Annotated in this window: 21 protein-coding genes; 18 read left to right on the forward strand and 3 right to left on the reverse strand. The window is 42.1% G+C overall.

Going from position 1 to position 24,708, the window contains the following annotated elements; all coding sequences use genetic code 11:
- Positions 1-96 precede the first annotated feature (96 nt).
- Both G6Q48_RS15025 and G6Q48_RS15030 read left to right on the forward strand, forming a co-directional pair.
- Entirely contained in the window at positions 97-849 is a 753-nt protein-coding gene (locus G6Q48_RS15025) for a sulfite exporter TauE/SafE family protein (protein WP_102139097.1), read from the forward strand.
- A 94-nt stretch (positions 850-943) separates the two neighbouring features.
- Entirely contained in the window at positions 944-2,227 is a 1,284-nt protein-coding gene (locus G6Q48_RS15030; RefSeq protein ID WP_331001562.1) for an MFS transporter, read from the forward strand.
- A gap of 45 nt (positions 2,228-2,272) precedes the next feature.
- On the opposite strand, the gene G6Q48_RS15035 is transcribed toward G6Q48_RS15030, so the two are convergent.
- Complete coding sequence (locus G6Q48_RS15035) at positions 2,273-3,961, reverse strand: ArnT family glycosyltransferase (RefSeq protein WP_166267337.1); 1,689 nt, start codon at positions 3,959-3,961, stop codon at positions 2,273-2,275.
- A gap of 605 nt (positions 3,962-4,566) precedes the next feature.
- Here G6Q48_RS15035 and G6Q48_RS15040 point away from each other — a divergent pair.
- From G6Q48_RS15040 to G6Q48_RS15050, 3 genes are all read left to right on the forward strand, one after another.
- On the forward strand, positions 4,567-5,913 hold the full coding sequence (locus tag G6Q48_RS15040; RefSeq protein WP_166267339.1) for an NCS2 family permease: 1,347 nt from the start codon (positions 4,567-4,569) through the stop codon (positions 5,911-5,913).
- Positions 5,914-6,174: 261 nt separating this feature from the next.
- Positions 6,175-7,824, forward strand: a complete 1,650-nt coding sequence (locus G6Q48_RS15045; protein WP_102139093.1) for a Na+/H+ antiporter — start codon at positions 6,175-6,177, stop codon at positions 7,822-7,824.
- Positions 7,825-7,881: 57 nt separating this feature from the next.
- Positions 7,882-8,781 (forward strand): carboxylate/amino acid/amine transporter, encoded by a 900-nt coding sequence (locus G6Q48_RS15050; RefSeq protein WP_116068790.1) that lies wholly within the window; start codon positions 7,882-7,884, stop codon positions 8,779-8,781.
- Here the strand turns inward: G6Q48_RS15050 and metR are convergent.
- Positions 8,666-9,622, reverse strand: coding sequence for an HTH-type transcriptional regulator MetR (gene metR, locus G6Q48_RS15055; RefSeq protein ID WP_166267341.1), 957 nt, complete (start codon positions 9,620-9,622; stop codon positions 8,666-8,668). The two genes, G6Q48_RS15050 and metR, sit on opposite strands and share 116 nt — an antisense overlap.
- 108 nt (positions 9,623-9,730) lie before the next feature.
- Here metR and metE point away from each other — a divergent pair, with 108 nt between their 5' ends.
- Complete coding sequence (gene metE, locus G6Q48_RS15060) at positions 9,731-12,004, forward strand: 5-methyltetrahydropteroyltriglutamate--homocysteine S-methyltransferase (RefSeq protein ID WP_166267343.1); 2,274 nt, start codon at positions 9,731-9,733, stop codon at positions 12,002-12,004.
- A 56-nt stretch (positions 12,005-12,060) separates the two neighbouring features.
- Here the strand turns inward: metE and G6Q48_RS15065 are convergent, their stop codons facing one another.
- A complete protein-coding gene (locus tag G6Q48_RS15065; protein ID WP_102139090.1) occupies positions 12,061-12,450 on the reverse strand; it encodes a YidB family protein in 390 nt (129 codons plus the stop codon).
- Positions 12,451-12,832: 382 nt separating this feature from the next.
- Here G6Q48_RS15065 and ltnD point away from each other — a divergent pair, with 382 nt between their 5' ends.
- The 12 genes from ltnD to ubiE all read left to right on the forward strand — a co-directional run bounded on the left by ltnD (position 12,833) and on the right by ubiE (position 24,708).
- A complete protein-coding gene (gene ltnD / locus G6Q48_RS15070; protein WP_102139089.1) occupies positions 12,833-13,741 on the forward strand; it encodes an L-threonate dehydrogenase in 909 nt (302 codons plus the stop codon).
- On the forward strand, positions 13,738-15,015 hold the full coding sequence (otnK, locus tag G6Q48_RS15075; protein ID WP_166267345.1) for a 3-oxo-tetronate kinase: 1,278 nt from the start codon (positions 13,738-13,740) through the stop codon (positions 15,013-15,015). The genes ltnD and otnK overlap by 4 nt, the downstream gene beginning before the upstream one ends.
- Positions 15,008-15,649, forward strand: a complete 642-nt coding sequence (gene otnC, locus G6Q48_RS15080; RefSeq protein ID WP_166267347.1) for a 3-oxo-tetronate 4-phosphate decarboxylase — start codon at positions 15,008-15,010, stop codon at positions 15,647-15,649. The genes otnK and otnC overlap by 8 nt, the downstream gene beginning before the upstream one ends.
- Before the next feature lie 10 nt (positions 15,650-15,659).
- Entirely contained in the window at positions 15,660-16,439 is a 780-nt protein-coding gene (gene otnI, locus G6Q48_RS15085) for a 2-oxo-tetronate isomerase (RefSeq protein ID WP_102139087.1), read from the forward strand.
- A gap of 12 nt (positions 16,440-16,451) precedes the next feature.
- Positions 16,452-17,219, forward strand: a complete 768-nt coding sequence (locus G6Q48_RS15090) for a DeoR/GlpR family DNA-binding transcription regulator (RefSeq protein WP_004260836.1) — start codon at positions 16,452-16,454, stop codon at positions 17,217-17,219.
- Between the two features lie 63 nt (positions 17,220-17,282).
- Positions 17,283-18,242 carry a D-erythronate dehydrogenase gene (gene denD / locus G6Q48_RS15095; protein ID WP_166267349.1) on the forward strand — a complete coding sequence of 320 codons (960 nt, stop codon included), beginning with the start codon at positions 17,283-17,285 and terminating at the stop codon, positions 18,240-18,242.
- A 10-nt stretch (positions 18,243-18,252) separates the two neighbouring features.
- Positions 18,253-19,629 (forward strand): GntP family permease, encoded by a 1,377-nt coding sequence (locus tag G6Q48_RS15100; protein WP_094961394.1) that lies wholly within the window; start codon positions 18,253-18,255, stop codon positions 19,627-19,629.
- Positions 19,630-19,918: 289 nt separating this feature from the next.
- Positions 19,919-20,677 (forward strand): uridine phosphorylase, encoded by a 759-nt coding sequence (gene udp / locus G6Q48_RS15105; RefSeq protein WP_042848832.1) that lies wholly within the window; start codon positions 19,919-19,921, stop codon positions 20,675-20,677.
- A gap of 274 nt (positions 20,678-20,951) precedes the next feature.
- Positions 20,952-21,734: a tyrosine-protein phosphatase gene (locus G6Q48_RS15110; RefSeq protein ID WP_166267351.1), complete on the forward strand. Its 783-nt coding sequence runs from the start codon at positions 20,952-20,954 to the stop codon at positions 21,732-21,734.
- 149 nt (positions 21,735-21,883) lie between these two features.
- Positions 21,884-22,414 (forward strand): DedA family protein, encoded by a 531-nt coding sequence (locus G6Q48_RS15115; RefSeq protein WP_102139085.1) that lies wholly within the window; start codon positions 21,884-21,886, stop codon positions 22,412-22,414.
- Between the two features lie 107 nt (positions 22,415-22,521).
- Complete coding sequence (gene rmuC / locus G6Q48_RS15120) at positions 22,522-23,877, forward strand: DNA recombination protein RmuC (protein WP_102139084.1); 1,356 nt, start codon at positions 22,522-22,524, stop codon at positions 23,875-23,877.
- A 75-nt stretch (positions 23,878-23,952) separates the two neighbouring features.
- On the forward strand, positions 23,953-24,708 hold the full coding sequence (gene ubiE / locus G6Q48_RS15125) for a bifunctional demethylmenaquinone methyltransferase/2-methoxy-6-polyprenyl-1,4-benzoquinol methylase UbiE (protein ID WP_102139083.1): 756 nt from the start codon (positions 23,953-23,955) through the stop codon (positions 24,706-24,708).

Below are 24,708 nucleotides of genomic sequence, written 5' to 3' on the forward strand. Positions count from 1 at the left end.
TAGATTTGAAATTTAAAACCCTACAAAAATAAAACTATTTTCTGTATTTGAAAGAACCTATAGTGAGGACGTTAAAAAACGTCTGGAGTTAAGGTCATGCCGTTTGAATTATTATCATTAGAAATGGCGATTTGTTTCTCAACGCTACTTTTTGCTTATTTGGTTTTTGGTATGGCGGGGTTTGGTTCGGCCCTCATAGCAACCCCTGTGCTAGCCATGTATTTGCCATTAAATATGATTGTTCCAATTCTTGCGCTAATTGATCTAACCGCCGCAGTTTTGAACTTATTTAAAGATGGCAAAAATGCGGATTATCAGGAAATTAAATGGATAATTCCATTAATGATAGTAGGGAGTTTAGTTGGCGCTGCGATTTTATTAAAAACACGTCCCGATATACTCGTATTATTACTTGGGTTATTTGTTGTTGGTTATGTATTACATGCATTCTTTTCTAAAAAATCAAAATTACCCTTTTCAAAGGCATTGGTTGTCCCATTTAGTTTAGTGGGCGGTGTTTTTAGTGCTTTATTTGGTAGTGGTGGTTTTATCTATGCCATGTATTTATCGAGCCGAATTGAAGATAAACAACGTTTTCGACTCACTCAAATGACGTTAATTGGGTTTAGCACGCTAACTCGAGTGGTGATATTTTTGGTGATGGGAGTGTATCTCAATCTGGATATTTTATTGATTGCCTTAGCGTTTTCTCCTGCTATGTTAATCGGTACGTGGGTTGGGCGGCATATAACATTAAAAATTTCACGTGAAAGTTTTTTAAAATTTATTAATGTCATTATTTTATTATCAGGTATTGCTCTGCTTTATCGATATTTCTTCGTCCTTTAAGTATTTAGAATATTAAAAATAGTTTTATAAAGATAAATAGCAGAATATATAGGTCGTGTTACAATCATCGCGAACATTATTGGTTTTACTAATAATGATGTGGTTTTTTATTTCTCATAACAATCTATTTTATGGAGTTAAAGTCTGTTATTTTGTTAAAAAGAAACAGATTAATTTCAACATGAGCTCTGATAATCAGCGTTTACAACATTTTCGTCGTTCCCCATCCTTTGCTATTTTTACCATTACAATGAGTATTGCTGTCATTGGTATCGTTATTGGGCTAAGTATTCCAATGGTAGCGCTTAGGCTAAATAATTATGGTATCAATGAGTTGTATATTGGCATTATTTCAGCGGCACCTGCATTAGGCATGTTTTTAATTGCACCTGTCGTTCAACGTATTGTGCGTTGGTCAGGTAAGCGAAAAGCAATGCTATTGGCAACGATTGTTTCTGCCATTAGCTTATTACCATTATTGAGCACATTACCTCTTTGGTTATTATTTCCGTTACGGCTAGTAACAGGCTTGGCGAGCGGTGTGCTGATTTGCTTGGGTGAAACGTGGATTAACGAATTATCGCCTGAAAATAAACGGGGCCGTATTTTGGCAATTTACACCACTGTATTCACAGTAAGCCAACTACTCGGGCCTTCCTTTATTGCTTATTATGGTGTGGAAGATAAATCCCCTTTATTGATTTGTACGTTGATCCATTTAATCTCTGTGGCACTATTTATTTTAATGGACCAAAAAGTCGGTGACCGTTTAGCCGAAAATGCCGAAAAATCTAATTTTTCAATTGTTCAATTTGTGAAAATTGCACCGGGTATTTGTGGCGGAATTTTATTTTTTGCCTTTTTTGATGGAACCATTTTATCGATATTCCCAATCTATGGCATGGGAATGGGTCATACAGAAGCGGTTGCCGCATTAATGATCAGCGCTATTCTTGCTGGGGATGCCATTATGCAACTTCCTTTCGGCTGGCTAGCAGACCATATGAATAGAGAAAAATTGTACCGAATCTGTGGCATTATCACACTTGCAGCCAGTCTATTATTGCCTTTCCTTATAACTCAACCTTATCTGATTTGGGTATTACTGTTTGTCTTAGGGGCGACAGCAGGGGCAATTTATACTATTGCGTTGGTGCAAATCGGCCAATATTTCAAAGGGAACGAGTTGATCATTGCTAATGCTGCGGCTGCCATGCTGTGGGGAATTGGTAATTTATCAGGGCCACTACTTGCGGGAATTGCGACTTCAATCTCACCTGTAGGCTTACCGGTGTTATTGGTTCTGTCTGTGACTGTATTTTTATGGTTCACACGAGAAAAATACAGTGCCCAAAAAGTTGAGCAAGTTACCCAATAAGCTCATTTGCGGTGCTCTACTCAGCCAGCGAGCACCGCAAATAAATTACTCAATAACTTTATACACAACGAGGTTTTCTCTGAATTCATCCGGCCGATGATTGTGCCAGAATAATTCCATGCCTTGCGGTGCAGGTTTAATCGTTTTTGAGAGTACAATTAGCCAGCGGCATTGTTCCGGTTTTTCAAACCGATCTTGGCGTTGGTGTAATACCCCCGCGTAGTAGTAGAGCATCGGTGCTTCAGATTCACCAATATTATCAGATGCCATACAATCATTTTCTGTAAATTGGCCAGATAAATGTTGGTTTAAATCGACAAAAACCCCTTCGAAACCTTTTGCATAGTCTATCCACCCCAAAAATAAGGTTAAAATTACCCCCCAAACAGCACATAAGCCTAATAACCAGTTTTTCATCATATGAAAAGCAGGTGGCATGAAGTTTGGAATAATTTTATTGCGTAAAAACCATACCAATGTAATCAACAGAGCACAGATGAATACAACGGGAGAAAATGCCATTTGGTAGCTCATAGGGAGCCAGCGGCCAAATGGAGCTAGCCATTCTTGTTGATAGCCAGCCAAAGAGATGAAATAGCAGACCCATAAAAAAAGAATAAGTACAGACCACAAAACAGCTGCAAAGCGGGCAATATTATTGAGGAGCTTTTCTGGGAAACAAAATAGTGTCTGGCTTCCTAATATGGCCATGGGGGCAATAAAAGGCAGTAAATATAACGCCCGACCAGAAGCTGAAATCTGTAAAAAAACGATACCTAATAAAGGAAATAGCGCCAATAGAAACTCGTTAGAATTAAATAAACGCTTAACCGGATGCCTTAGAAAATAAGCAACAGCCAGTAAACCAGAAGGAAAGGCAAATAAGGAAACTGCCGCAGGGATCCGGGTTAAATTAGCTTTTGCCCCTAATTTTTCAACCGAAAAACCAAAGAAGCGGCCGATATTATTTTCCCAAAACCACACGATAAACAAATCAGGGTGTTGAAGGTACAGTTGGATAGGCCAAGGTAAAATCGCGATAAAGGCAATTAACCCTGCAGTTAAGCTGTATAACCAAAATTGCTTAGTTCGGCATTGAGCGAGAAAAATTGGCGATAAAAATAGGCAGATCCAGAGAACACCAGGGATAAAAACACCTTTTGACAACATGGTGACGATGGTTCCAAGGGATAACCAAAGTGCAGACATGTGCATTTTTTGTTGTTGTATCAGCCCTAATAACCCATACAAGCCAATAGTCGTCCCTGCCATCAGCGCAACATCGGTAAACATATCATGGCTATGCCTGATAACACCGGGGGCACAAGCATACAGTGCAAAAGCGACCCAAATACGGGTATCGGTGAAGTCTTTGGCATGGAAAAAACGGCGCGCCAAAAGAATAAAAAATGAAAAATTGATCACCGAAAAAAATAAGCTTGCACTACGGGCGGCATCATAAAGTGGGATAAAACTTGAAAACAAATGAGAGGTAATTGCTGCAACCCAATAATAAAGCGGAGGTTTTTCCATAAACGGCTCGCCCGCATTTGTGGGGACTAACCATTTACCTGTTTCATACATAGTTTGAATAATACCAAAACTATAATTTTCATCTTGCTTCCAAGGGCTATGACTATATATTCCTGGTAATAAATACATAGCAAGAAAACTAATGAAAAGTAATAAAATACTCCGCTGTAATATGATTAATGGTGCATTTTTATTTGGCATTTTAATGTGTTTTTACTGGATTAAATTGAAACTATAACTGCAGTTGATAATAATTGAGATTATATACTTAAATATATATTTACTCAGTGAGTGATGGTTATTTTTTTATAAAAAACAATAGGGAACGTATTTTTAGGTACGTTTTTAAATAACGCATATTACCACCAATAAATAAATTTTCAGCTATTCGTTTTGTAAGAAAATATTCTAGGATTGTATCAAAAAAATAACCGTACTTTTTAAACAGACACTATATGAAAGGTATTTAGCTATTTTTACGTAAGGTAAATGTAACTAAAAAGAATTGTTATTTGAAAATAATGTTCATTACATAAGAACCTGGGTATTTAGATGTTAAAAAACAGTTAGTGGGTAAGAAATGCTAAAAATACTTGATCATTCCCCCTGTTTAGAATGATAATTGCTCCCCTCACAACATGTTTTATTCTAGTTTTAAAGCCAAACGATTGCGTAGCTGTTTTTATTGGGATTTTTTCCCAGTTAGTTTGTTTTTTCTGAAAAACGTAATCGTTTACGTCGATATATAGATTAGTTGTTAGCAGTACTTGAGTGCTTTCGTTTTCCATTAACAGCAGAGGTATACCATGTCAGGCCAACAGGCTTCATCCAGTTGCAAATTGGATTCATTTTTCAAGATAACAGCGCGCGGCTCTTCAGTTCGCCGTGAAATCATTGCAGGGTTAACCACATTCTTAGCGATGGTTTATTCTGTCATCGTTGTACCTGGCATGTTAGGGCAAGCAGGGTTCCCTCCAACTGCGGTATTTATTGCAACCTGCTTAGTGGCTGGCTTTGGCTCTTTATTAATGGGGTTATGGGCCAATTTACCGATGGCGATTGGTTGTGCGATTTCACTCACTGCATTTACTGCATTCAGTCTGGTGTTAGGGCAGCAAATTAGTATTCCTGTGGCACTAGGCGCTGTATTTTTAATGGGGTGTTTGTTCACCATCATTTCTGTTACAGGTATTCGTAGTTGGATTTTACGCAATATGCCAATGGGTATTGCACATGGTACAGGTATTGGTATCGGTTTATTTTTACTGTTAATCGCTGCTAATGGGGTGGGTTTAGTGATCAAAAACCCAAATGCAGGCCTGCCTGTTGCTCTGGGTGAATTTACGTCTTTCCCTGTCTTGATGTCACTCATTGGGTTAGCGGTCATTTTTGGTTTAGAAAAACGTCGCGTTCCGGGTGGTGTGCTCCTTGTTATTATTGCGATTTCAATTATTGGTTTAATTTTTGATCCTGCTGTGAAATATCAGGGCTTCTTTAAGTTGCCTTCATTGGGTGATGACGGGCTCTCATTGGTTTTTAATATGGATATCATGGGTGCATTACAGCCAATGGTATTGCCAAGCTTGCTTGCATTAGTGATGACGGCAGTTTTTGATGCGACAGGTACTATCCGCGCAGTGGCGGGACAAGCGAATTTATTGGATAAAGACGGCCAAATTATTGATGGTGGTAAAGCATTAACAGCAGACTCCGTGAGCAGTATTTTTGCGGGGGCGATTGGTGCATCACCTGCGGCGGTATATATTGAATCTGCGGCAGGTACCGCTGCGGGTGGTCGTACCGGTTTAACCGCAGTGGTGGTTGGCGTACTATTCTTATTGATTCTCTTTTTATCGCCACTCTCTTATTTGGTGCCTGCCTATGCAACGGCTCCTGCATTGATGTATGTTGGGCTTTTAATGCTCAGTAATGTTTCTAAGCTTGATTTTGATGATTTTGTGGATTCAATGTCTGGCTTATTATGTGCGGTGTTCATTGTTCTGACTTGTAATATTGTCACAGGTATCATGTTGGGCTTTGCCGCTTTGGTTATCGGCCGTGTTTGTGCAGGTGAATGGCGCAAATTGAATATTGGTACTGTCATTATTGCGGTACTTTTAGTGGCATTTTACGCTTCAGGATTAGCAATCTAAAGTGAATTGCTTCAAGAAGGTGGCCAATGTTGCCACCTTTTTAACTTATTGTATTAATTAATCGTAAAGTCTTAATTTTTTCCCCGAAAATGGATGGCTAGGGATAAAATAGAGAGAAGGCAGTTAATCAAGTGGCTGTGTATGACTTCCACTGGTGGCTGGCTTGGTCTCAATTATCATGGTCTGGACGGTGCTATCTCTTACTATGCGGCGGCAGGCAATTCTTGGTTCTAGTCGCTAGGTTAATTCAGTAAGGGCAACATGGAAATTTTCTTTACTATTCTTATTTTGATTTTAGCTGTCTCTGTTTCAGGGGTGGCCGCTAAAATTCTTCCTATTCGTATTCCTCTTCCTCTCATTCAAATCGCTATTGGTGCGCTATTGGCTTGGCCACAATTTGGCCTACATGTCACCTTTGACCCAGAACTTTTTATGGTTCTGTTAATCCCACCTTTGCTGTTTGTTGATGGATGGAAAACGCCAACCCGTGAGTTCTTTCAAAACGGTCGAGAAATTTTTATTTTAGTGTTGGTTCTCGTATTGGTTACGGTTATTGGGATAGGTTATTTAATTTACTGGTTGATGCCCGGTATTCCATTGATTGCTGCGTTTGCTCTAGCGGCTGTATTATCGCCCACCGATGCCGTTGCATTATCTTCCATTGTTGGAAAAGGGCGTATTCCTAAACGGATGATGAGTGTGCTAGAAGGAGAGGCATTGATGAATGATGCCTCTGGTCTGGTTGCATTAAAATTTGCGGTAGCAATTGCCATGGGAACCATGGTGTTTAGCGCCTCTGGCGTTACCATTGAATTTTTCAAAGTTGCGGTTGGCGGGCTACTCGCAGGTATCATCGTGACTTGGCTATACAGTAAATCATTACGTCTAATGAGCCGCTGGAGCGGTGATGACCCTGCAACCCAAATTGTATTTATGCTATTGCTGCCATTTGCATCATACATGATTGCGGAACATATTGGTTTTTCAGGTATTTTAGCTGCCGTTGCGGCGGGTATGACCATTACAAAATCGGGGGTTATCCGTAACGCTCCATTAGCGATGAGGCTACGTGCTGATAGCGTTTGGTCGATGCTTGAATTCGTCTTTAACGGCTTGGTTTTTATCATGTTAGGGCTCCAGTTGCCCGGTATTTGGGAAACGTCCGTTATCCAAGCGGATCTCGACCCAAGCGTAGAAACGTGGATGCTATTTGCCGCGGTGGCAATTATCTATTTTGCTTTACTGCTATTGCGTTTTTGTTGGCTATGGCTGATGAAAAGGTTTAGCCGTTTGTTCTTAAAGAAAAGGCCACTGCAGTTTGCGAACTATACCGTGCGTGAGCTTTGGCTTGCCTCTTTTGCAGGGGTACGCGGGGCGATCACCTTAGCGGGTGTGCTCTCTATCCCGTTATTTTTAACGGATGGCTCGCCATTCCCTGCGCGTTACCAGTTAGTATTTATTGCCGCGGGGGTTATCTTATTTTCCATTTTTGCAGGTGTGGTCGCTTTACCGCTTCTGCTGCGTAATTTTAAAGTGGGCGACAAAGAAGCCGATGCCAATGAAATCCGCATGGCAAAAGCCGCAATGGCTGAAGTGGCGATTGTCAGCTTAAATAAGATGCAGGAACGTTTATCTGCTGACGTTGATGAAAAACTCGACTCAGAAGATATCAGTGAAGTTGCTTCCCGTGTGACGGGTTATTTAAGACGACGTACGGCAGGGCAAGATGAAATTGACCATAATTTGCTGATAGAAGACCTTGAACGACGTTTTCGTTTAACGGCTTTACGTGCAGAGCGTGGTGAGCTTTATCACTTGCGCGCCACCAAGAAAATCAGTAATGAGACGCTACAAACGCTGTTGGTCGATCTGGACTTATTAGAAGCCGTCTTGATCGAAAAAGAGCATTAAAACCAAAAAGCGAGTATTCTAGCCAACATTCTTAAGTTTGGGGCGAAATACAGCATTATGTGGTTACTTGTTATCACGACGCTGCTTTGGGCAGCGTCGTTTAGTCTTATCGGCGAATACCTTGCGGGCCAAGTAGATAGTTGGTTCTCAGTATTAGTGCGGGTTGCACTGGCTTCGCTGGTTTTTTTACCTTTCCTACGTTGGCGCCAGTTTAGCGCTAAAGTGATTTCGCTCTATATGCTAGTGGGCGCTTGCCAACTTGGCATCATGTACCTGTTTGTATTCCATGCTTATCAATACCTTACTGTTGCTGAATTTTTGCTTTTTACAGTGTTAACACCGCTATACGTCACGTTAATTTATGACTTATTAGAACGGCAGAAGCTGCGTAAAGGCTACCTGTTTAGCTCATTATTAGCGGTGATTGGTGCGGCAATTATTCGTTATGACCACTTGAGTGAATCTTTTTGGTTAGGTTTACTTTTTGTGCAGTTGGCAAATATCTTTTTTGCGATTGGACAGGTGGGGTATAAACGTCTGATGGAGATACATCCGATCCCTCAACATCAGGCTTTCTCATGGTTTTACCTTGGTGCAACGCTAGTTGCATTGCTTGGATGGTTGCTATTTGGTAATAAATCGATGATGCCGACAACGACTCTCCAGTGGGGCGTCTTATTGTGGCTGGGTATTGCAGCTTCAGGCATTGGCTACTTTATGTGGAACTATGGCGCAACCAAAGTGGATGCCGGAACCCTTGCTATTATGAATAACATGATGGTCCCAGCGGGGTTATTAGTGAATTTTGCTATCTGGCAACAACACCCGGATTGGCTGAGTTTTACCATAGGATCGAGCCTAATAGTTGCTTCTCTTTGGGTGCATAAGCGTTGGATCCTTTCGCGGCCTTCACATAAGACAAGTACTCCACAGCGTGATCCGTCGTCGCCTCAGTAAATGCTTCAATAGCTGGCTGGCGCTGTTCTCCTTCACGGCAGGCCGCATACAGCCGGCTCCACAAACCGCTACCCAAGGTTTTGGTTTTTATTAGCCCTTGTTTTTCAAATGAATCAACCGCCCAGTGAGGAAGTGCAGCGATACCCATTTTAGCAGCGACCATTTGGATTAAAATTAATGTGTTATCGACATTTTTTACGTTAGGTGACACACCCGCAGGTTGCAGAAAATGGCGCCACACATCGAAGCGATCCCGTTGTACTGGGTAGATAAGCAACGTTTCATCTGCCAAGTCATGGGGGTCAATATGTGGTTTCTTGGCTAGAGGGTGGTCGTTCGCCACAATCAACTTCACTTCATAATCAAACATTGGCGTATAGTGGATCCCTTGATCTGGCAAGATGTCAGAAGTCATCACAATATCCAATTCCCTTGAGAGCAATTCAGGTTGTGGGTCGAAGGCCACCCCAGATTTAAAATCCACACTAACTTGTGGCCAAGTTTGTCTGAATTGCTGTAGTGCAGGGGTCAACCACTGAATACAGCTATGGCATTCAATCGCGATGCGTAACGCACAAACCCCAGGCTCATTACATACTCGAATAGCATCTTTCACTAATGGCAAGACTTGTTGTGCCAACTGTAATAAGACTTCCCCTTGTGGCGTAAAGCGCAAAGGTTGGCTTTTACGAATAAATAACCGGAAACCTAGCCGATGCTCTAAATCACTAAATTGGTGTGATAAAGCAGACTGTGTCTGGTGCAAGTGTGTTGCTGTTGCCGCTAATGAACCGTATTGGCTGAGCGCTTGCAATGTTTTTAAATGTTTTAGTTCGATCATGAGAAACCTTCACGGTGACAATGAAAAATTTGCGCTTGTGCTTTATACAGTACCTGTTGATTATGGATGTGTAAACATCTAGACGGCTAAATATTTTAAGGGGTCAATATGTCTGTTATAAATCATACACTTGGTTTTCCACGTGTCGGTCTAAAAAGAGAGCTAAAACGTGCACAAGAAGATTATTGGGCAGGCAAGATTGACCAAGCCGCGCTATTAGAAACCGGTTATCAGTTACGTGCGCGCCATTGGCAACAACAAAAAAGTGCAGGTGTTGAGCTATTACCCGTTGGTGATTTCGCTTGGTATGACCAAGTGCTGACAACCAGTTTGCTATTGGGCAATGTACCGCCACGCCATCAAAATGAAGATGGTTCGATTGATTTAGATACCTTATTTCGTGTTGCTCGCGGTCGCGCACCAACGGGCAAACCCGCTCCCGCAGGTGAGATGACGAAGTGGTTTAATACGAACTACCACTACATCGTGCCTGAATTTCAAAAAGGGCAACAATTTTCCCTGTCTTGGACACAACTGTTTGATGAAGTCGATGAGGCATTAGCATTAGGTCACAAGGTAAAACCCGTTATCATTGGCCCTATAACCTACCTTTGGTTAGGTAAAGTGAAAGGTGAACCGTTCGACCGCTTATCATTATTGAATGAATTATTACCTGTATATCAGGAGATCTTGTCCCGCTTAGCAGGAAAAGGTCTTGAGTGGGTACAAATTGATGAGCCTGCATTAGTGTTAGATTTGCCAGAGCAATGGCAGCAAGCTTATCAGCACGCATATCAAGCGCTGTCAGGTCATATAAAGCTGTTGTTAACCACCTATTTTGATGGTGTGAGCCACCATTTAGACTTGATTAAGCAATTGCCAGTGCAAGGTTTACATGTTGATGTGGTCGCAGGCGCTGATGATATTGAAAAACTACACCAAGTGCTGCCAGCAGATTGGGTATTATCACTAGGAATTATTAATGGTCGTAATGTATGGAAGGCGGACTTAGGTGAAAAATTTTTACAGGTGAAACCGCTCTTAGGTCAGCGTGATATATGGGTAGGAACGTCATGTTCATTACTGCATAGCCCAATCGACTTAAATGATGAGACGCGTTTAGATACCGAAGTAAAAAGCTGGTTCGCTTTTGCTATCCAAAAATGCGAAGAACTTGCTCTGTTAACTAAAGCGTTAAATCAGCCAACAGACAGTCACATTGCTGAATTAGAGACATACAGTGCGCCTATTCGAGCGCGTAAAACATCAACTCGAGTGAATAATGCATCAGTGGCTCAGCGTCTGGCTGCAATCAGTGAAGGGGATACCGAGCGTTATAGCCCATATCCACAGCGGGCAGCGCGCCAACGTCAACGCTTTAACTTACCATTATGGCCGACCACCACGATTGGTTCTTTCCCACAAACCAGTGAAATTAGAACGCTACGTTTAGATTTCAAAAAAGGAAATGTGGATAAAACCTACTATCGCACCAATATTAGTGAACATATTAAGCAAGCTATTAAAGAACAAGAAATTTTAGATATCGATGTCCTTGTGCATGGCGAAGCTGAACGTAATGACATGGTGGAATACTTTGGTGAGCACTTTGATGGTTATGTATTTACCCAAAATGGTTGGGTTCAAAGCTATGGCTCACGTTGCGTTAAGCCCCCAGTGATTATTGGTGATATTAGTCGCCCAGAAGCGATAACCGTGGAGTGGGCAAAATACGCTCAGTCCTTAACGGAGAAACCGGTCAAAGGGATGTTAACTGGCCCTGTCACTATTCTGTGTTGGTCATTCCCACGTGAAGATGTTAGCCGTGAAACGATTGCTAAACAGATTGCGCTAGCGTTACGTGATGAAGTCGATGACTTACAAAAAGCGGGGATCGGTATTATTCAAATCGATGAGCCTGCACTGCGTGAAGGGTTACCATTGCGCAGAGATGAGTGGGCGGCTTACCTCAAATGGGCAGTTGACGCCTTCAAGCTTAGTGCTGCGATTGCTGATGATGACACGCAAATTCACACTCATATGTGCTATTGCGAGTTTAATGACATCATGGATTCTATTGCGGCTCTGGATGCCGACGTGATCACGATTGAAACATCACGTTCAGATATGGATCTGTTAGACGCATTCGAAGATTTTGATTATCCAAATGAAATTGGTCCCGGTGTCTATGATATTCACTCACCAAATGTACCTAATGTGGAATGGATTGTTGCATTATTAAGAAAGGCGGCGAAGCGTGTCCCGGTGGAACGTTTATGGGTTAACCCAGATTGTGGCTTAAAAACTCGCGGCTGGCCAGAAACTCGCCAAGCATTAGCCAACATGGTTGAGGCAGCGAAACAGCTTAGAAATGAGCAGTAAAATGGTGATCAGCTAGTGTGTCAAAAAGGCAGGGGAAACCTGCCTTTTTGAAAATATTAACCAAATAATTTAGATTTCAGTAAGTTCATACCGATAGAAGCAAGATCGAGGCTTTCAGGAACTTCGCCATTTGGTGTGGCACTATCAACTAATTGAGGAAGATATTTAGCAATCATTTCTGAGGTTGCTTGAGGCTCTAAGCCAACCTGTTGAGCTAACTCTTGGATATTGGCATTTCCAAAGACTTGCATTAATTGGCTAGCATCGATAGGTAAATTATTACCTTCACTGATCCACGATGCAATAACACCACCTAAGCCTTGTTCGTTAAATTTTTCGATAACACCTTGAAGGCCACCTTGCTCCTCAACCCAGTTTATTACTGATTGAAATTGTTGCATTTTGTCGCCTGCAACCATACCCATCATTTGCTCAAATAACCCCATGTTATCTCCTAGGCAATCAGCCAATTTATGCTCTCATCCATAGTATGGAGCATTATTCAAAAAATTGTAGTCGGCTATTTTCAGCAATTTGAGTTTTAGGTCAATAGAAATGATGCATTGAATATAGTGCAGTAGAAAAATAACGGTTTTTCATTTGTGAATTAAATGTGAGTAAACGCAATGGGCATCACATTTTTTATCACATTATCTTGTGAAGGGAGCGTTGAGGGTTTTGTTTATTTAATTTGTTTTAATTCAATTGATTACGTTTTATTTGTTGGTTTTTTATATTATCTTAAATGTGATGTTAGTCATGTGTTTGTGAATTTTATTGTGTGAAAATTCACAACAGTCACGAAGATTAACAACATCAGGGGTCATTATGGGAAATTTCGTTAATAAAGTTGGCGTGATTGGCCTAGGTTCTATGGGGATGGGGATCGCACAATCTCTTATAAAAAATAACATTCCTACCTATGGATTTGATTTAAACCAAGGTGCTTGCGAAAGCCTACTTCGTGGTGGAGCTGTTGCAGTGGGGCAAAATGCAGCGGAATTCGCCCATGAGATTGACGCTTTATTGTTAGTGGTCGTCAATGGTCGTCAAGTTGAAGCGATTTTATTTTCGGGTGAACAGCCTCTTGTTGAGCAATTACGCCCCGGTACAGTTATTGTACTGCATAGCACACTCTCCGCTGAGCAAACAAAAAATATCGCTCAGCGCCTTGCCTCATATCAATTACCGCTTGTAGATGCGCCTATTTCAGGCGGTTCAATTAAAGCCGCTGAAGGGAAGTTGACCATAATGGCTTCAGGTGAGCCTGCTTTATTTGAGCGGCTTTCACCCGTATTTGACGCTATTTCTGAGCGCTTATATCGTGTAGGGGATGACGTTGGCTTAGGCTCAACCGTCAAAACGATTCACCAGTTATTAGCTGGGGTGCATATTGCTGTTGCTGCAGAAAGTATGGCTTTAGCCGCCAAAGCGGGTATTAACCTTGATGTGATGTATGACATTGTTACCCATGCAGCTGGAAATTCATGGATGTTTGAAAACCGCATGCAACATGTTCTAGATGGTGATTACACCCCAAAATCGTCAGTCGATATTTTTGTCAAAGATTTAGGGCTAGTGATGGAAACAGGGAAAGCATTAAATTTCCCGCTCCCACTAGCTTCAACCGCCCATCAAATGTTTATTTCAGCGAGCAATGAAGGTTTTGGTTTGCAGGATGACAGCGCGGTGATCAAAACATTTAAAGGTATTACTTTACCGGAGAAAAAAGCATGACAGTGAAGTTAGGCGTAATAGCGGATGATTTTACCGGTGCGACTGATATCGCAGGCTTTATGGTGCAAAACGGTTGGAAGGTCGTCCAATTATTGAATGAACCCGATGAAAACACACCGGTACCACAAGATGTTGATGCCATAGTCATTAGTTTAAAAAGCCGCTCTTGTCCTGTCGATGAAGCTGTCAGTGCATCGACCAATGCGTGCAATTGGCTGAAACAAAAAGCGAATTGTCAGCAAATTTTCTTTAAATATTGCTCGACGTTTGACTCAACTGAAAAAGGCAATATTGGCCCCGTTACAGATGCATTAATGGCACAACTGGGAACAGATTTAGCATTAGTTTGCCCAGCGTTACCTGTGAACGGCAGAACGGTTATTCACGGTCATTTATTTGTGAATGGCCAGCTACTTAATGAAAGTGGCATGCAGCATCACCCTGTAACCCCAATGACCGACGCAAATTTATTGCGTGTGATGGAAAAGCAATCAAAAGGCAAAGCAGGTTTAGTCAGACTTGATGATATTCAAAAAGGCAGTGACGTTGTTAGCCAAAAACTTGCCGAATTAGCTCAACAAGGTGTGAGTTACGCGGTCGTTGATGGCTTGACGATGGATGATTTGCTTCCTATCGCACAAGCGGTTAAAGCGATGCCATTGTTAACTGGGGGTTCCGGCCTCGGTGCTGCACTGGCCAATGTGGATAGCCAATGTCCATGGGGCGGCACAACGCAACGAGGTGAAAAACCGACAGGTAAAAACAGGAAAACAGTTGTTTTATCAGGCAGTTGCTCGGTAATGACTAACAAACAAGTGCTGGCTTATCAGCAAGTTGCCCCTGCAAAAATGTTGGATGTGGGTGAGTGTTTAAATAACCCTGAGTATGCCAAAACATTGGCAGATTGGGTGCAAGCACAGCAACTAACTGGTTTAGCACCAATGCTTTATGCCACTCAATCACCTGAATTATTGAAACAGACACAAGAAAAATATGGCGCAGCGGAATCAAGTTCCGCGGTCGAGAAGGTATTTGGTGAAGTTGTCGTACTGTTGAAAGCGCAAGGGTATGACACCTTTATTATTGCTGGCGGCGAAACCTCTGGAAAAGTGGTTCAAAGCCTTGGGACAGAACAATTAAGTATTGGTTCACCAATCGCCCCTGGTGTGCCATGGGTACAGGACTTAGCAAGCGGTAACTGGTTGGCGCTGAAATCAGGTAATTTCGGCCAAGAAAATTTCTTCCAGTTTGCACAGGAGATGTTTAATGAGTGATGAAAAGGCGCTGCGCCAAGAGTTAGTCGATTGGGCTAAATCAATGTTTAACCGCGGCTACAGTAGCGGTGGCGCAGGAAATATTAGTGCTCGGTTACCTGATGGTTCGATTATCGTGACACCGACAAACTCCAGTTTTGGTGATTTAGACCCTAACAAACTGAGTAAGCTCGATGCACAAGGCAATTGGATTGGGGGAGATAAACCGACAAAAGAAGTTTCTATGCATATGGCGATGTATCTGCAACGCCCTGATTGCCAAGCGGTTGTTCATCTTCACTCACCTTGGTTAACGGCGTTGTCTTGCTTGCCGGAGTTAGATACAAAAAATTGTTTGCCTCCAATCACACCGTATTATGTGATGCGAGTGGGGAAACTGCCATTGATTGAATACTTGCCACCGGGGGATGACCGAATTGGTGAGGAAATTGCAAAATTAGCACCGACACATAATGCGGTATTGCTATCGAATCATGGCCCGGTCGTGGGTGGTAAAACATTAAGACAAGCTTTCTTCAATGCAGAAGAGTTAGAAGATACCGCTCGCTTATATATCACATTACGCCCACATGGCTTTACAACATTAACGCAAGAGCAAGTTGAACAGCTCGAAAGTCGTTATCCACAAAAGTAGCGAGGCGAAAATGGCTAAATTTGCTGCAAATCTAAGCATGATGTTTACCGAAGTGCCTTTTATACAGCGCTTTGAGCGAGCTGCAAATGCAGGGTTCAAAGGTGTTGAATATCTTTTTCCTTATGAAGAAGATGCCGATGTCATTGCTGGTGAGCTGAGTAAACACCATTTAACTCAGGCTCTGTTTAATATGCCAGCAGGAAATTGGGCACAAGGTGAGCGCGGAATGGCGTCGATCCCAGGTCGTGAGAACGAATTTGCCGAAGGCGTACAGACCGCATTGAAATATGCGAAAGCGTTAGGTTGTAAACAAGTTCATGCGATGGCAGGAAAAGTGAATGATAACTATACACTTGAACAGCAAACTGCGTGTTATATCAAAAACATTCAATATGCGGCCGATGTGATGGCTGAGCACGGTATTCGTGTGCTTATCGAACCCATCAATACCCGTGATATGCCCGGATACTTTTTGACCACACAAAAACAAGCTGAAGCATTACTGCCTGAAATTAATCGTGAAAATGTCTTTATCCAGTTGGATTTATATCACTGCCAAATTATGGAAGGTGATTTATTGAAAACAATTGAACGTTTATGGGGTAAATTTAGTCACATTCAGATAGCGTCAGTCCCTTATCGTCATGAACCGGATAGCGGTGAAGTCAATTACCCATGGATTTTTAAGCAATTAGATGAAATGGGGTATGAAGGCTGGTTAGGATGTGAATATCATCCAGCAGGCCGTACCGAAGATGGATTAGGCTGGCTTAAACAAGCAAATTCATAATTAGGAGAACCTATGCTCCCTTCTGAGCGTCGTGATTTTATTTACCGTTACGTGCATGAACATCAAACCGTATCGATCAGTGACTTGGTTGAGCTAATGAATGTCTCTCATATGACAGTGCGACGTGATATTCGGATGTTAGAAGAAGAAGGGAAGGTGCTCAGTATCAGTGGTGGCGTTAAGTTAAATGATGTATTGCGCCAAGAGCTACCTTGGAGTGAAAAGGCACGGTTGCATCATCGCCATAAGCGTGAAATTGGCCAGTTTGCCAGCTCATTAGTTGAAGATGGGCAAGTGGTCTATCTCGATGCGGGAACAACCACCTTTGAGATAGCACGCGTACTTGGCGAGCGTTTTAATTTAACGATTGTCACCAATGATTTTTCCATTATGCAGTACTTAATGAATAAATCGCAGCTAAACCTATACCACACCGGGGGATTAGTGGATAAACGTAACCATTCTAGTGTCGGAAATACGGCTGCGATGATGCTGAAAACGCTCAATGTTGATATTGCTTTTATCAGCACCAGTTCATGGGATTTGCAGCATGGGGTTTCTACTCCACATGAGGAAAAAGTTCAGATAAAACAAACGCTATTGGATGTTGCTCGCCGTTGTGTGCTGGTTTCAGACAGTAGTAAGTTCGGCAAATATGGCATGTTTCGTGTTTGCCCATTGAATCAATTGCACGACATCATTTGTGATGACCAATTGCCAACTGATGTGGTGCAGCGGATAACAGAACAAAACATAAAACTTCATTTAATCAAGACATAAAACATAAATAATCTTACCTAAAACTGCATAGCCAGTTAAAAGGCTATAGCAAGGAGAATTACAATGAAAGTTATTATTACTGGTGGCGCAGGCTTTCTGGGCCAGCAGCTAGCCGCTGCTTTGCTTAAAAATCGCCAGGGTTTAAAATTTGACCACCTTGTTTTAGCCGATATTCAATGCCCTACATCACCGGTTGAAGATGCCAGAGTCAGTTGTGTTGCGTTAGATTTAACGCAAGCAGGGGCAGCTGATAAACTGATTGATGCACAAACCGATGTGGTTTTCCACCTTGCAGCTATCGTAAGTAGCCACGCTGAAAGTGATTTTGACTTGGGAATGAAGGTTAACTTTGAAGCCACTCGCCAATTATTGGAAGTCGCTCGTGCCAAGAACCCTGCAATCAAATTTATGTTCACCAGCTCTCTCGCTGTGTTTGGTGGTGAGCTACCTGATGTCATCACAGACTTGTGCGTCGTTAACCCACAGTCGTCCTATGGCGCTCAAAAAGCCATGTGTGAATTGATGGTCAATGACTATTCACGTAAAGGCTTTGTTGATGGCCGTGTGATGCGTTTGCCAACCATTAGTATTCGTCCGGGTGTGCCAAATAAAGCGGCCTCTTCATTCGCAAGTGGCATTATTCGTGAGCCATTAAATGGGATTGAAAGTGTTTGTCCTGTCTCCCCTGACCTCGCGCTATGGTTATCGAGCCCTGAAACTGTGATTAACAACTTTATTCATGCAGTGAGTATCCCTGCTGAGAAATTCGGTAAATCACGCACTGTGAACCTGCCAGGTATCACCGTTACCGTCCAAGGTATGATTGATGCGTTACGTGATGTTGCAGGCCAAGAAGCGGTAGATCTGATTCGCTTTGAACCTGACGAAGCCATTAACCGTATTGTGGCGAGCTGGCCGGGCAAATTTGATATCAGCCGTGCATTGGGTCTCGGTTTCCGTGCCGATGGCTCGTTTGGTGATGCGATCCGTTCGTTTATCACCAACCACGGTTCGTCTAAGTAGGAGATAGCCTATGTCCTATATTCCTATTATTGGCCTCGCAGTGGCCATATTTGTCCTGATCTTTTTAGTATTACGAACGCGTGTTCATGCGTTATTAGCAATGCTAATTGCTGCGGCAATCGCGGGTATATCCGGTGGTTTGACCGCGGCAGAGACGGTGACAGTCATCACAAAAGGCTTTGGGTCAACACTCGGTAGCATCGGTATTGTTATTGGACTCGGGGTAATGATGGGAAGGGTGCTGGAAGTTTCAGGCGCTGCTGAACAGATAGCTTATAGCTTTATCAAATGGCTAGGTAAAAAACGCGAAGAATGGGCGTTAGCAATTACCGGTTATATTGTCAGTATTCCTATCTTCGTTGACTCTGCTTTTGTGATTTTATATCCATTGGCAAAAGCATTAGCCAAAAATGGTAAACGTAGCATACTGACTCTAGGCGTTGCACTCGCTGGTGGGTTGGTGGTGACACACCATACTGTTCCACCGACTCCGGGGCCTTTAGGCGTTGCAGGGATTTTTGGTGTCGATGTTGGCGCGATGATCCTCGCGGGTATGAGCCTCGCTATTCCTTGTGTTATCGGTATTGTTTTGTATGCAAAATGGTTAGGGACTAAGTACCCTGAATTTATGCCAGATGAAACGGGCAGCGAAGACCTGAAAGAAGTTCACGCTCGTTATATGGAAGAAAAAGCGAATAAACCATTACCCAGCCTATTCTTATCGCTTTTACCAATTATCACACCTATTTTGTTGATTTTCATAAATGCAATCAATGGGTTAATTCTAAAAACAGAATCTTTCCAAGGCATGGAAAGCAATTGGTACTTCCAAACGTTTGAATTTTTAGGCGCACCAATTATCGCATTATCAATTAGTGTGTTGATCTCTGTTTACACATTAATGCCCAAAGCAACAAAAGAAGAAGTCATCGACCGTATGGAAGAAGGCTTACAAGCAGCCGGTATTATTCTGCTTGTTACGGGGGCTGGTGGTGCATTAGGTGCGGTACTGCGTGATAGTGGCACAGGAAATATTCTTGCTGAACATGTAGCAAATCTGCCAATTACACCTGTATTGATTCCGTTTATTATTGCGACCTTGGTTCGTTTGATTCAAGGCTCGGGTACAGTAGCAATGATTACCGCAGCATCTATTTCTGCTCCAATCATTAGCCAAATACCTGATATTAACTTATTGGTCGCGGCGCAAGCGGCAACCATGGGGTCTCTGTTCTTCGGTTACTTCAACGATAGCCTGTATTGGGTGGTGAACAGAATGATGGGAATTAAGGACGTTAAACAACAAATCATTGTTTGGTCTATTCCGACCACCATTGCGTGGGCGATAGGTCTAGTTGGAGTCCTCGTTCTTGATGTAATTCTCTAGTATAGCGTTACTATTTTTAGTTCTGCCAAATAATCAAAGCGCCCAGTAATCAGGGGCGTTTTTGTCGTTATGTCAAACTTTCATCTATACTGATGGCAATGGGTGTTAAAGAGAAATAAAATCAATGAACATATGTGATGTAAATCACTAAATAATGAAATCAAACTTTTATTGTTTTCATTAAAGGTGATGTTCATCACTAAAAATTTATCATTTTCTCGTTATATTACAAATAACGATTAATCAGTATCGACTGATTTAATGATGCCATTGTGTAAAGGAGTTTGAAATGTCCGACGTTTTCCACTTAGGTTTAAAGAAAAGTGACTTACAGGGTGCGACCGTAGCGATTGTTCCTGGGGATCCTAACCGTGTTGAAAAAATTGCACGTCTGATGGATAACCCTGTACACCTTGCGTCATTACGTGAATATACCTCTTGGCGTGGTGAACTTGACGGAAAAGCCGTCATTGTTTGCTCAACGGGTATTGGTGGTCCATCAACATCGATTGCCGTAGAAGAACTGGCACAACTTGGTATCCGTACTTTCTTACGTATTGGTACAACAGGTGCAATTCAAGAAGATATTAATGTCGGTGATGTGTTAGTCACAACGGGGGCTGTACGTTTAGATGGCGCTAGCCAACACTTTGCACCATTAGAATACCCTGCTGTTGCTGATTTTAACTGTACCAATGCGCTTTATGCCGCAGCGAAAGATGCGGGCGCAACCGTTCATGTCGGTGTCACCGCGTCATCAGATACCTTCTACCCCGGTCAAGAGCGTTATGATACCTATACCGGCCGTGTAATGCGTCATTTCAGAGGTTCGATGAAAGAGTGGCAAGACATGGGCGTAATGAACTATGAAATGGAATCAGCCACATTGCTGACTATGTGTTCTAGCAGTAAAGGGTTACGTGCTGGTATGGTTGCGGGGGTTATCGTAAATCGTACCCAACAAGAAATTCCAAATGAAGCGTTACTGAAGAAAACGGAAGGTAACGTATTAAGTATTGTGGTTGAAGCTGCACGCCGCTTACTGTAGTCCGTGATTTACTGGCTCGCTTACTTGGCTTTCACTCGGTTGTGGACAAAAAGTAAGCGGGCTTAGTCCTCTTATATATCCCTTATTTCTCTTTATTTCCTTTATAAATATTACAATTGTTAATTAATTTACAGGAAATATTCTGATCCTCTTATTCGCTAGATCTGTTATTGTCATAAAAACAATTATCAATATTATGTGCCCTTAAATTATTCAGGTTACATTTGTTTTGTTGTTAACTGGAATAAAAGCTGTAGGGCGAAAAGGAATTATTATGTCAACAACACCTTATCTTCATCCTTCTGTTTTGCCTTTAAAAGGCGGTATTAACTTCCGCGATCTCGGTGGTAAAAAACTCGCTAATGGTGGAAAAATCAAGCCTGGAGTCCTGTTCCGTTCCGGTGCGTTAGACCGATTAACACAGGAAGACGAAGCGGTTTTACGTTCACAAAATCTTTTCCAAATCATTGATTATCGTGATGAAGCTGAAATCTTAGATAAGCCTGATGTTATTTGGCAAGGAGCGCATTATGTTCATGCTCCAGCAAATCCATTAGCTAAAGAAGTCACCGCGAATTTAGATAAACTCACACCAGAAATATTGGAACAGTTTGATCCACAAGCCTTCATGTTTCGTTTATATGAATTATTACCGCTGAACAACTCTGCTTATCACCAATTGGTCAATTTACTCAAGCAGCCAGAAAAAGGCGGGATCGTGCAACACTGTGCGGTAGGAAAAGACCGTACTGGGGTCGGGTCTGCACTCGTATTATTTGCGTTAGGGGCAGATTTAGACACAGTAATGGAAGATTACTTACTGACTAATGAAACACTTGCGCCATACCGCAAGCATTTACTCGAAGAGCATGCAAAAACGATGGACGAAAGCATTGTGAAAAAATTTGAGTATGTCTATTCAGTACGTGAAGACTTCTTGAGAACGGCCCTAAACAGCATTGAAAGCCATTATGGCAATGTTGACCAATGGCTAGAAAAAGATTTTGGCTTAGGAAGGCAACAACGAGAAGCACTGCAAAGTCAGTTTTTGGACTAAGTTTCACTAACTGTAAGATGAGTTGTGGATGATCCATTTTTCTGTATCCACAACTCGGTTTTTCCAAAGGTGTTTTTGCTTTGTTTAACTTTGATTTACCACTTTTTCGCTACAGTATTCTGATTATCCCCTTATGAAAGGAACTGACCGTGACACTCCATGAAATTGTCACCATTGTGACGGACTTTACACGCGAACATGAAGTATGGGCGCTTCCTATTATTTTCTTTTTGGCGTTTGGGGAATCTCTGGCATTTTTATCACTTTTGTTACCCGCCACGGTGATTTTACTCGCACTTGGTGCTTTGATTGGCGAAAGTAATATTGCTTTCTGGCCAATATGGTTAGCGGCCGCACTCGGTGCTTTCTTTGGGGACTGGCTCTCTTATTGGATTGGTTATCATTACAAAGAAAATGTACGTCATATGTGGCCGATTTCTCGTAACCCACAAATGATTGATAAAGGGCAGCGTTTCTTTGACCGCTGGGGTATCTGGGGCATTTTCTTTGGGCGCTTCTTTGGGCCTTTACGAGCCATTGTTCCCTTGGTTGCTGGGATTTGCGCAATGCCACAACGGCATTTCCAACTCGCCAATATCGCTTCTGCGATGATTTGGGCATTTGGTATTTTAGCGCCAGGGGCACTGGGCCTAAAGTGGTTCGCAAGTTGGATTGGCTAAGCTTGCGAAGCGCTTCGCAAAATTTTCTTTGATAGCTAAATTACCTCTGGACACTTATACAGTATCCCATTACCTTACACTAGACTTTGTAAAGTAAGGATTTAACCGTGGATACCTCTCTTTTATATGCTGTTATTGGGGCGTTGAGTGGCGTTTTAGTTGGTGGTTTAGCCACTTGGTTCTCTATTGCCCAAAAAATTGCGCAAAAAGATCAGGAACTGCAGCAACTCAACCGTCAACTTGCAGCAAGTGACGAAAAAAATATTCACCTTGCGCAATGGAAAGAAGAATATGACAGGCTAGATCAAGAACTGCGTACTCAAAGGGATATCAACCGAGAACAAGAAGCAGAACTTCGCGAGGTCATCACCCGTTTTGAGCAAAACCAGCTAGCAAACGAAGAAAAACAGCGAATTTTACAAAATAGTGAACAACGGCTGACAGCACAATTCGAAAACTTAGCAAATCGTATTTTTGAACAAAATGAGCGCCGTGCATCAGAGCAACAACAGAAAAGCCTATTGGCGATGTTGTCACCTTTTCGTGAGCAATTAGAGGGGTTTCGTCAGCAAGTTCAGCAAAGTTTTGGTGAAGAAGCCAAAGAGCGCCACACTTTAGCCTATGAAATTCGGCAATTACAGCAGCTCAATAATCAAATGACCAAAGAAGCGGTTAACCTGACACGAGCTCTGAAAGGGGATAACAAAATTCAAGGGAACTGGGGCGAAACCATTCTTACCAGAATTCTCGAAGTCTCAGGTTTACGTGAAGGAAGTGAATTTGAAACTCAAGTTAGCATCAATACAAGTTATAATAGCCGTTATCAACCGGATGTGATTATCCATCTTCCTGAAGGTAAAGATGTGGTCGTTGATGCCAAAATGTCGCTAGTTTCTTATGAACATTACTTCAATAGCGAAGACCCACATGAACAGCAACAAGCATTGAAAAACCATGTGGCTTCTATCCGCAATCATATGCGTATGTTGAGTCGTAAAGATTACCACCAGTTACCGGGAATTCGCTCATTGGATTACGTTTTAATGTTTATCCCTATTGAGCCTGCTTATTTACTTGCTTTGAAAGAGGCTCCCGAGTTACTTGATGAAGGAATTAAACAGAATATTATGTTAGTTTGTCCTTCAACATTGTTAGTCGCAGTAAGAACGATTAATAATATATGGCGGTATGAACGCCAAGGGCAAAATGCTCAAGAGATAGCAAACAGAGCAGCGAAAATGTATGACAAGCTGCGTTTGTTTGTTGATGATATGCAAGTTTTAGGCGCCAGTCTTGATAAAGCGAATAATACTTACCTATCGGCAATGAAGCGCCTTGCTCAAGGACGTGGAAATTTAATTAGCCAAGCGGAAAGTTTTAAAGAGCTCGGAGTCGAAATTAAGCAACCTATAGCGCCTCAATTAGTTGAGCGGTCTGATACGCCTAATTGTGCGGAATCTTAGACTTCTGATAGGGTTTTGGCTCAAAGACTGTTACACTTCCTACAAAAGTTTGAATGATAAGCAGGCATAAGAGAAATGACTGAACCAACTAAAGAAACCATTGATTTCGGTTTCCGTACTGTCGGCAAAGAAGATAAAGCTGGCCTAGTAGCGAATGTTTTTCACTCAGTAGCATCAAAATATGACTTAATGAATGATTTAATGTCATTTGGTATCCATCGTATTTGGAAGCGTTTTACCATTGAAGCGAGCGGAGTACGTCGTAATCAGCGAGTACTTGACCTTGCAGGTGGAACAGGTGACTTAACTGCTAAATTTTCACGTTTAGTAGGTGAAAAAGGCGAAGTCATACTCGCAGACATTAATGACTCAATGCTAAAAATGGGGCGTGAGAAATTACGTGACCTTGGTATTGTCGGTAATGTTAATTATGTGCAAGCCAATGCGGAAGAGCTGCCATTCCCTGATAACTATTTTGACTGCATTACTATCTCTTTTGGTCTGCGTAATGTCACCGACAAAGACAAAGCGCTACGCTCTATGTTCCGAGTGCTAAAACCAGGTGGGCGTTTATTGGTATTAGAGTTCTCAAAACCAATTATTGAACCTTTGAATAAAGCTTATGACGCCTATTCATTCCATATACTCCCTCGTATTGGTCAGGCGATCGTTAATGATCCCGATAGCTATCGTTATTTAGCTGAGTCAATCCGCATGCATCCAAACCAAGAAACACTAAAAGGTATGATGGAAAATGCAGGTTTTGAACAAGTGTCGTACACCAATATGACAGGTGGAATTGTCGCATTGCACAAAGGGTTTAAATTCTAA

The sequence above is a fragment of the Providencia sp. M-27 genome (genome assembly GCF_011077905.1).
Classification (GTDB): Bacteria; Pseudomonadota; Gammaproteobacteria; order Enterobacterales; family Enterobacteriaceae; genus Providencia; species Providencia huaxiensis.